This is a genomic window from Salinicola sp., from assembly GCF_982684285.1.
This window is the reverse complement of record NZ_CEXLVS010000151.1, coordinates 3838-10417: the sequence shown is the minus strand read 5'-3', so window position 1 is coordinate 10417 and position 6580 is coordinate 3838. Positions and strand designations below refer to the sequence as shown.

Sequence of the window (6580 nt, the reverse complement as noted above, 5' to 3'; positions counted from 1 at the left end):
ATGCCGATCCCCATCCCGCGGTCGATCATGCGGCAGATACCCTCGAAGCTGCGCACCTGGATGCGCATCCGCAGTGGCCGTGCCAGCCGCTGGGAATCCTGGTGCAGCAGGGCGTGGAGCGACGAGTCCTGTTCCAGTCCGATGAAGTCGTGATCCAGGGTCTCGGCGAAAGCCAGCCGTTGTCGGCTCGCCAGCGGGTGGTCCCGCGCGGTGACCAGCACCAGCCGGTCCCGGCGGTAGGGCTGGATCGCAAGGCCCTCGGCGGGAATGTGCGCGGAGAAGATGCCGATGTCGGTGAGGCCGTCGCGAACGGCCGTGATGATCTCGTGACTCAGGCGCTCCTGCATGTCGATGCGGATCTGCGGGTAGCGCCAGGTGAAGTCGCTCAGGTCGTCGGGCAGGAACTCGATGACCGCGGAGGTGTTGGCGTGCAGGCGCACGTGCCCCCGGATCCCCACGCTGTATTCGCTGAGGTCGGCGTTGAGATGGTCGAGGCTATCCAGCATGTGGCGGGCGTGATGGAGGAGCGCGTGCCCGGCGGGTGTCAGCTCGACGCCGCGCGGGCGTCGATAGAGCAGCGTGGTCGAGAGCTGCGCCTCGAGATCGCTGATGCGCTTGCTGACGGCCGCCAGCGCCAGGTGCTCGCGCTCGGCGGCGCGGGTCAGGCTCCGCAGGTCGGCGATGGCGACGAACAGCTTGAGCGTGGTGAAGTCGATTCGCTTCATGGTGGCGGCATCTGTGTGGCGACGAGGACCCGGCCACTCTATCGTTCGCGATGGACGAAGCCTAGCTTGACGATCGCCTAATTGTGGCGGCCCCGAGGCTGGGTCACGCTGCCGCTATCGATGAACGACCATGCCGGCAGCGATTCGAGAGAGGCGCTGCCGAACGTCACGAAGGAGAACGATATGGCGGCCAGCGACGGCGCGCAGGCGCTAGCGGGACTCAAGGTGGTGGAGTTGGGCCAGTTGATCGCCGGGCCCTTCGCCAGCAAGCTGCTCGGCGAGTTCGGTGCGGACGTGATCAAGATCGAGCCGCCGGGAACGGGCGACCCGCTGCGCAAGTGGCGGGTGCTGAAGGACGACACCTCGTTGTGGTGGCATGTGCAGACCCGCAACAAGCGATCGCTGGCGCTGGATCTGCGCTCGGAGGAGGGACAGGAGATCGTGCGCCGGCTCATCGACGAGGCGGATATCGTGGTCGAGAACTTTCGCCCCGGCACGCTGGAGAAGTGGGGGCTGGGCTGGGAGGCGCTGAGCGAACGCAACCCCGGCCTGATCATGGTGCGTATCTCCGGCTACGGGCAGACCGGCCCTTATCGCGATCGACCGGGATTCGGCGTCATCGGCGAGGCGATGGGCGGGCTGCGCTACCTTTCGGGTCATCCCGATCAGCCCTCGGTGCGCGTGGGGATCAGCATCGGCGATTCGCTGTCGGCGCTGTACGGCGTGATCGGCGCCTTGCTGGCACTGCAGGAGCGTCATCGCAGCGGCCAGGGGCAGTACATCGACGTTGCGCTCTACGAATCGGTATTCGCGATGATGGAGAGCCTGATCCCTGAATACGACAATGCCGGGGTGATTCGCGAACCCAGCGGCAGCGCCTTGCCGGGCATCACGCCCTCCAATGCCTATCCCTGCGCGTCGGGCGATGGGGAGGGTGAGGAGTACGTGCTGATCGCCGGCAACGGCGACAGTATCTTCAAGCGCCTGATGGCGGCGATCGGCCGCCAGGATCTCGCCGACGATCCGCGTTTCGCCCACAACGACGGCCGCAGCCGGCACGCCGAGCTGATCGATGGCGCCATCGCCGACTGGACCCGCCGCCACCGGCGTGACTACGTGCTCGACGTGCTGGAGAGCGCTCACGTGCCGGTGGGCTACCCCTATACCGCCAAGGATATCGTCGCCGATCCGCACTACCTGGCCCGGGAGATGATCGAGACCATCCGGCTGGGCGATGGCGAATCGCTCAAGGTGCCCGGCGTGCTGCCCAAGCTGAGCCGCACGCCGGGACGAATCGAAGGCGGCGGCCCGGCGCTGGGCCAGCATACCCAGACGGTACTCGACGAGCTGGGGATCGACCGCGATACCCAGGCGAAGATGCGCGAACGAGGAGTGATCTGATGAGGTCGACGACCATGCAGTCCCGCGTCACCGTCAACGATGTGGCACCGCGAGACGGTCTCCAGATCGAATCGCGGTTCGTTCCCACCGAGGAGAAAATTCGGCTGATCGATGCGCTCTCCCGCACCGGGCTGGCGAAGATCGAGGCGACCTCGTTTACCTCGCCCAGGGCGATTCCCAACCTGCGCGATGCCGAGGAGGTCATGCGCGGCATCGAGCGTGTGGCGGGAGTCGGCTACGTGGTACTGGTCCCCAACGAGAAGGGCGCCGAGCGTGCCCTCGCCTGCGGGGTCGACGAGATCAACCTGGTGCTGTCGGCCAGCGACAGCCACGGCCGTGCCAACCTCCGCATGACCGCGGAACAGTCGCTGGAGCGCTTTGCCAACATCCTGGAGATCACCCGGGGAAGCGACGTCTTCGTCAACGCCTCGATCTCGACGGCGTTTGGCTGCCCCTTCGAAGGCGAGGTGCCGTTCAAGCGGGTGCTGTCGATCACCGAGAAGCTGCTGGCGCTGGGCGTCCAGGGGATCACCCTGTGCGACACCACCGGGATGGCCAATCCACGCCAGGTCGCCGACCTGAGCCGCGAGACGTTGAGCCGCTGGCCGTGGCTGCCGGTGACGCTCCACGTCCACGACACCCGTGGCATGGGGCTGGCCAACGCCCTGGTCGCTTGGCAGAGCGGGATCACCCGGTTCGATGCCGCGCTGGGCGGCCTGGGAGGCTGTCCCTACGCGCCGGGGGCCAGCGGCAACGTGTGCAGCGAGGATCTGGTCCACATGTTCGAGCAGATGGGGGTGGGGACAGGGGTCGATCTCGACCGGCTGATCGCCGCCGCCGAGCTGCTGCCGGCGATGATCGGCCACGACGTGCCGGGCCAGGTGGTCAAGGCCGGCACGTCGGATCGCCGCTATCCGCTGCCGGAGACGGCCAACGGCTGAGCGCCGGCGGGATCAGGCCGTCGTGGCATCGCGCTGGTGCACCAGGCGGCCGTTGGCCCAGGTCGCTGCCACCGTGCGGTCGTCGCCCAGCATCATCATGGCGAACAGGCGCTCCGCCAGGGGCGTGGCCTGGGACAGGCGGCGTGCCATCAACGGGGTGGACTCGGGGTCGAGAACGGCGATATCCGCCTCGAACCCCGGCTGCAGGCTGCCGATCCTGTCGTCCAGATGCAGCGCCCGGGCGTTGCCCAGGGTGAGCCGATAGAACCCCTGCCAACCGGTCAGGGCCTGGCCGAGCAGGGCGCCGACCTGATAGGCGCCCTGCAGGGTGCCGAGGCCGGAGAGCGAGGTGCCGCCGCCGACATCGCTGGCCAGCGATGTCATCAACCCCGCCTCCCGGCAGGCCAGGCGATCCATCAATCCGCTGCCGAGGAACAGGTTCGAGGTGGGGCAGAAGGCGATGTTAGCGCCTCCCTGCGCCAGTCTCCGGCGCTGCTCCCCGTTGAGGTGGATGCCGTGGGCGAAAGTGCTGCGGGGGCCGACGAGTCCATGGCGCTCGTAGACATCGAGATAGTCACGGCTTTCCGGAAACAGCTCGGCCACCCAGGCGATCTCGCCGCGATTTTCCGACAGGTGGGTCTGCAGGTAGAGATCGGGCGCGTTGCGCAGCACGCCGCCCACGGCGTCGAGCTGCTCGCGGGTGGAGGTCGGCGCGAAGCGCGGCGTCAGGGTGTAGTCGAGACGATCGCGGCCATGCCAGTCGGCGATCAGCCGCTCGCTGTCGCGGACGCCGCCCAGGGTGTCGTCGGTCAGGGCGTCCGGCGCATGGCGGTCCATCAGCACCTTGCCGGCGATCATGCGCAGCTGGCGACGCTGGGCCGCCGCGAAGAAGCTGTCCACCGAGATCGGATGCGAAGAGCAGAACACCTGCGCGGTGGTGGTGCCGACCCGCAGCATCTCGTCGAGGAACCGCTCGGCGCCGGCCCGGGCGTGTTCGGGATCGGCGAACCGGCATTCGGCGGGAAAGGTGTAGTCGTTGAGCCAGTCGAGCAGCTCGCGGCCATAGGACGCCATGATGTCGAGCTGGACGTAGTGAACGTGGCTGTCGATGAAGCCGGGCATCATCAGCTTGTCGCGGTAGTCGACGATCTCGATGCCGGCGGGCAGCCGATCGGCGAGCGCGTCGAAAGGATCGACGGCTTGGATGTGGCCGTCGACGATCCAGATCGCCCCGTCCTCGAGATAGCGGGTGGCGCCGACCAGCGGCACGGCGTCCTCGCCGGGATCGTCGAGACAGGTGAAGAGCGGGCCGCGAAGCAGGCGGTGGTGAGTTTGCATGGTCATTCTCTGGCGGAACCTGTCGAGTGGGCGTTGTCGATCGGATCGGTGGTGGTAAAGGCGTGGCGAAGTCGTTCCGGTGCCGCGCCCCGCCGATCCGGTGCGTCTTGCGGCTCGTGGCGGTCGGCCAGCAGCTCGGCGGCCACGCTGATCGCGATCTCGCGGGGGCGCTTGCTGGCGGTGGAGACCAGGCCGATGGGACAGCGAACCCGCGCCAGCGCGGCGTCATCGAACCCGGCGGCGGCCAGGCGCGAGCGAAAACTGCTCCATTTGCTGCGCGAGCCGATCATGCCGATGGAGCGCAATCCCTCGCCGCCCGAGTGGGTTCGCGATAACAGTGCCGCGATCAGATCGCGATCCTGGGCGTGGTCGTGGGTCATCACCAGCACGTGAGCGTCACGAGGGATGGCCGCCACGGCCTGTGCCACGCCTTCGGCATCCGCCGCCAGCGTCAGGGGCCGGACGCGGTCGGGATAGCGGTCGTGAGAGGCCCCGAGCGGGAACGCCCCGTCGCGGCTGTCGTACCAGTCGATGCGCCAGGGCAGTGGCGCGAGCAGTTCGACCAGCGCCCGGCCGACATGGCCGGCACCGAACAGCGTCAGGTGGCTGTCGGCGCCGGCGAAGACCTCGATCAGCACATGTACGAACCCGCCGCAGCACTGACCGGAGCGACCGCCCAGCGGAAACGCCTCGAGATGGGTACCTGCCGCCACGGGCGTTGCCGCCAGATGCCGTCGGGCGCTCTCGATCACCTGCTGCTCGAAATGGCCGCCGCCCAGCGTATCGATGACCGCCGTCGAGGTGACGACCAGCTTGGCGCCGGGCTCCCGCGGGGTCGAACCGGCGGCGCCGACGATGCTGGCAAGCACGTGGGGAAGGGCGCACTCCTGCAGGCGGTGCAGCGCGGCGTGCCAGCTTTCGCGGTGATCGCGGGTTCCGGGAGAGCCGTCGGCGCTCATCGTGACGCTCCGGCGTTCGCAGGCCCGGCGCGCAGCGCCTCGGCCGCCATCAGTACCCGCTCCGGCGTGGCGGGAGTATCCAGCGGCGGGCTGACCCGATAGTCGGTGAGGCTCGACAGTGCATCGCGCAGCGCCGCCCACACCGAGATACCCAGCATGAAGGGCGGTTCGCCCACGGCCTTGGAGCGATAGATGCTGGCCTGGGAGTTGGGGTGGCCTTCGAGCAGTTCGACGTTGAAGATCGGCGGCAGGTCGCCGAAGGTCGGGATCTTGTAGGTGGCGGGGCCATCCGTCAGCAGACGCCCGTCGTCGTTCCACTTCAGCTCTTCGCTGGTCAGCCAGCCCATGCCCTGGATGAAGCCGCCCTCGACCTGCCCCAGGTCGATGGCCGGATTGAGCGAGTCGCCGACGTCGTGAAGGATATCGACGCGTTCGACCCGGTACTCCCCGCGCAGGGTGTCGACGCTGACCTCGCTGACCGAGGCGCCGTAGGCGAAGTAGTAGAACGGTCGGCCCTGTCCGGTGTCGCGATCGTAGTGGATCAGCGGCGTGGCGTAGAACCCGGTCGCCGACAGCGAGATGCGACCGAGATAGGCCGCCTGGACGAGGTCGCCCCACGGTACCCGGTGGTGCACGTCGCCGACCCCGGAGACCAGTTCGCCGTCGACGAGACGCAGCCCCTCGCGGTCCAGGCGATAGTGCCCGGCGGCGAAGTCGAGCAGGCGCCGGCGGATCCGGGCGGCGGCGTCGCGGGCGGCCATGCCGTTGAGATCGGCACCGCTGGAGGCCGCGGTGGGCGAGGTGTTGGGGACCTTGTCGGTGCGAGTGGCGCTGATGCGCACCGCGTCGAAATCGAGCCCCAGCTCGCGGGCGACCACCTGGCAGATCTTGGTATGCAGGCCCTGGCCCATCTCGGTGCCGCCGTGATTGATCATCACGCTGCCGTCGGTGTAGACGTGGAGCAGGGCGCCCGCCTGGTTGAGGTGCTTGGCGGTGAAGGAGATGCCGAACTTGACCGGCGTCAGCGCCAGGCCGCGCTTGATCACGGCGCTTGCGCGGTTGAACGCACCGATCTCGCCGCGGCGTTGCCAGTAGTCGCAGCTGAGCTCCAGCCGATCGATGATCTCCACTCGGTAGCGCCCGGGCTCCTGCACGAGCTCCGAGATCACGTGGTAGTTGGTGACGATGTGGCCCGTGGGGCTCGCGAAGAATCCGG

General features: G+C 68.2%; 5 protein-coding genes and 1 pseudogene. 2 read left to right on the top strand and 4 right to left on the bottom strand.

Going from position 1 to position 6580, the window contains the following annotated elements; translation table 11 throughout:
* Positions 1 to 725, bottom strand: a 725-nt coding sequence (locus AC3AYF_RS13480; protein ID WP_295040734.1) for a LysR substrate-binding domain-containing protein, incomplete at its 3' end; no start/stop codon positions are given.
* A 183-nt stretch (positions 726 to 908) separates the two neighbouring features.
* Between AC3AYF_RS13480 and AC3AYF_RS13475 the strand changes: the two genes are divergently transcribed.
* Both AC3AYF_RS13475 and AC3AYF_RS13470 read left to right on the top strand, forming a co-directional pair.
* The gene (locus AC3AYF_RS13475) at positions 909 to 2126 is read left to right on the top strand and encodes a CaiB/BaiF CoA transferase family protein (protein WP_295040736.1); all 1218 of its coding nucleotides are present in this window, start codon (positions 909 to 911) and stop codon (positions 2124 to 2126) included.
* Positions 2126 to 3067 carry a hydroxymethylglutaryl-CoA lyase gene (locus tag AC3AYF_RS13470; RefSeq protein ID WP_295040732.1) on the top strand — a complete coding sequence of 314 codons (942 nt, stop codon included), beginning with the start codon at positions 2126 to 2128 and terminating at the stop codon, positions 3065 to 3067. Before AC3AYF_RS13475 ends, AC3AYF_RS13470 begins: the two co-directional genes overlap by 1 nt.
* A gap of 12 nt (positions 3068 to 3079) precedes the next feature.
* Here AC3AYF_RS13470 and guaD read toward each other — a convergent pair whose 3' ends face one another.
* The 3 genes and pseudogenes from guaD to AC3AYF_RS13455 all read right to left on the bottom strand — a co-directional run.
* The gene (gene guaD, locus AC3AYF_RS13465; RefSeq protein WP_295040730.1) at positions 3080 to 4411 is read right to left on the bottom strand and encodes a guanine deaminase; all 1332 of its coding nucleotides are present in this window, start codon (positions 4409 to 4411) and stop codon (positions 3080 to 3082) included.
* Positions 4408 to 5364 (bottom strand): xanthine dehydrogenase accessory protein XdhC, encoded by a 957-nt coding sequence (xdhC, locus tag AC3AYF_RS13460; RefSeq protein ID WP_295040728.1) that lies wholly within the window; start codon positions 5362 to 5364, stop codon positions 4408 to 4410. Before xdhC ends, guaD begins: the two co-directional genes overlap by 4 nt.
* Positions 5361 to 6580: pseudogene (locus tag AC3AYF_RS13455) on the bottom strand (molybdopterin cofactor-binding domain-containing protein); the annotation flags it as partial. The gene xdhC and the pseudogene AC3AYF_RS13455, both read right to left, overlap by 4 nt.